General features: G+C 60.5%; 1 protein-coding gene. It reads left to right on the top strand.

Annotation, left to right across the window (positions count from 1 at the left end):
- Nucleotides 1-149 precede the first annotated feature (149 nt).
- The coding region (locus O7A05_RS33975; RefSeq protein ID WP_337097774.1) for a phospholipase D-like domain-containing protein at nt 150-1,406 on the top strand (1,257 nt) is incomplete at its 3' end.

Genomic DNA, 1,406 nt, shown 5'->3' on the forward strand with positions numbered 1-1,406 from the left:
GCGCAGGTCCGGCACTCGCTGCATGCCCGGCCGGAACCTGAACCAGGGTCGAACATTCTTGCTGTTGAAAATCACCAGAACTGACCCGGGGGACGAAATAGGTGAGGTCTCTAGGCTTTAGAGCGTCACTGGCTCGCAAAAAGGCGGTCGTGGCCGGACGCAAGGCCGGCTATTGGCCCGACGTCCTCAAATATGTCGCCGTTGCGATCGCGGCCGGCTTGGTCACTCTGGCCGCGATAAACCTGACCCCGGAGCCTCGTGTCATCCGCACGATCGTTCCGCATCGTTTCGACGCGGCGGACCCGCAATTCGTGCAAAGCATGAGCAGCTATTCGCAAGGGCAGATGTTCGAGCAGAACGCCGTGCAAACCCTCGTCAATGGCGACGAGATCTTTCCGGCGATGCTGCAAGCGATCGGCGCGGCTCAAACCAGCATCGACATGGAAACCTACATTTATTGGTCGGGATCGGTCGGTTACGCGTTCGCCACGGCCTTAGCCGCGAAAGCCCGGGAAGGCGTCGAGGTTCGAGTGCTCGTCGACTGGCTCGGTAGCTTGCCTTTCGACGAGAACCTGATCCACATCATGACGAGTGCAGGGGTGCGCTTCCAGCGGTACCGGCCCATCTACTGGTACACGCTTGACCGAGTGAACAACCGGACGCACCGGAAGCTGCTCATCGTGGACGGGCGGGTCGCGTTCACCGGCGGGGTCGGTATCGCAGACAACTGGCTGGGCGATGCGCGCGATCCGAACGAGTGGCGTGACACCCATTACCAAATTCAGGGACCTTCGGTCGCCGCTTTCCAGGCGGCCTTCGCCGAGAACTGGCTGGAGACCGTGGGCGAAACGTTGCAAGGAGAAAAGTTCTATCCGCCACCCGAACCCGCAGGTGCGCTAAGCGCCCAGTTGATCCTTTCATCGCAACCGAACGGCTCCGAGGACATGGAGCTGATGATGCTGGCTGCCATCGCCGCGGCCAAGGATCACCTGCGCATCGGCATGGCCTATTTCGTGCCGGACGAAATCGCGGTCCAGCAGATACTGGACGCCAGAAAGAGAGGCGTGGCGGTCGACGTCATCGTTCCCAATTCGCTGACCGATGTGCCCATCGTGCGAAAAGGCTCGCGCCATTTCTGGGGCCAACTGCTCGAAGCGGGCGTGCGCATCTATGAGTTTCAGCCGACGATGTATCACCCCAAACTGCTGATCGTCGACGACGTCTGGGCGAGCTTCGGTTCCACCAATCTCGACGAGCGCTCGTTGCGGCTGAATGACGAAGCCAGCCTCAATGTCTACGGCAAGGATTTTGCGCAGACGCAAATCGACTTGTTCAACGAGGACTTGAAGCGGTCGAGGCAGATCAGCTTGGCGGAGTGGCAGGCGCGCCCGATGAGCGAGAAGGTT

Source organism: Mesorhizobium argentiipisi (SeqCode) (assembly GCF_037179585.1).
In the GTDB taxonomy this organism is placed as follows: Bacteria; Pseudomonadota; Alphaproteobacteria; order Rhizobiales; family Rhizobiaceae; genus Mesorhizobium; species Mesorhizobium argentiipisi.